The organism is Vibrio rotiferianus CAIM 577 = LMG 21460 (assembly GCF_002741985.1).
GTDB classification, from domain to species: Bacteria; Pseudomonadota; Gammaproteobacteria; order Enterobacterales; family Vibrionaceae; genus Vibrio; species Vibrio rotiferianus.
In genome coordinates, this window is record NZ_APHW01000041.1 from 1 (window position 1) to 1,276 (window position 1,276).

General features: G+C 44.8%; 1 protein-coding gene. It reads left to right on the plus strand.

The window, feature by feature from the left end:
- Positions 1–37: 37 nt before the first annotated feature.
- Entirely contained in the window at positions 38–1,051 is a 1,014-nt protein-coding gene (locus B853_RS15465; RefSeq protein ID WP_128826795.1) for an IS110 family RNA-guided transposase, read from the plus strand.
- The last annotated feature ends 225 nt before the right edge of the window (positions 1,052–1,276 follow it).

The window sequence follows — 1,276 nt, forward strand, 5'->3', positions numbered from 1 at the left end:
TACGCTTAGAGTAGGCTCTCAGAACGAGGTGAACCATATGTCTACCATTCACATCTTAGGTATCGATTTAGGCAAGCACTGCTTTCATGCGGTTGGCAACAATCACACTGGCAAAGACGTTATTCGCCGTAAGTTTAGTCGAAGCCAACTACTCCGTTTCTTATCTGTACTTGAACCTACCATCATCGCTTTTGAAGCCTGTGGTGGTGCTCACTGGCTTGCGAGAAAGTGTGAAGCCTATGGGCATCGAGTTCGACTTATCCCACCTCAATATGTAAAACCTTACGTCAAAGGTAACAAGAACGACTTTATTGATGCTGCTGCGATAGCAGAAGCCGCGAGTCGGCCAAGCATGAGATTTGTCTCTGCCAAGTCAGAGGAAGCTCAAGTAATCGCAGCTATCCATCGAGTGAGGGATGGTTATATCAAAGAACGAACGGCTTGTATGAGCCGAATTGGAGCAATACTACTTGAGTTTGGGCTGAGTTTTCCTAAAGGCCATGCCAAGATGAAAGCGCTATTTCAGTGGTTGGCCGAGCAAGATATAAAGTTACCACAGAGTCTGGTCGCTGAGTTGCTCTCGATTCATGAGCACTATAAATACCTAAATGAGCAAGTATCTACTCAAGATAGAAAACTGAAAGCGATTACTGAAAATAATGAAAATGCCGAACTTTTGAAGAGTATTCCTGGTATTGGTGATTTAACAGCAACGTTGTGTGTGGCCAATATCAGTTCTCCTTCAAACTTTGGTGGGGGTCGCGAGATGGCCGCATGGCTAGGACTAGTTCCTAGACAGTATTCAACGGGTGGCAAATCAAAGTTATTAGGCATGAGTAAACGAGGGAACAAACACCTTCGCGCTCTATTTATACATGGAGCGAGGTCCGTGCTATCTAGGATAGAAACAACAGGAAAAGTGTTCGGAGATTGGTTAGTCAATTTACGAGCAACAAAGCCGTTTAATGTTGTGGTAGTCGCACTTGCCAATAAGCTAGCAAGAATAGCTTGGGCGGTGTTGTACCACCGCCAAGCTTTTAAGGCTGTATAGCCATAACCAAGTTTGCAACGCCAATGAACGTGATGACAAAAACGGTCGATCGGCCAGATTAGTAACCTGATACAAAAAATAGCACCTAGTTGCTTTGGGGCTTTTAAGGATAATCTGGCGCGGATATCATCGTGGAGCGGGGAAGTTAATGTTCCCAACGTGGACTCCGAATACATTAGCGCAAACCAACTCCGTTATGACTAAATTGTAGTTGCAATAACGGGG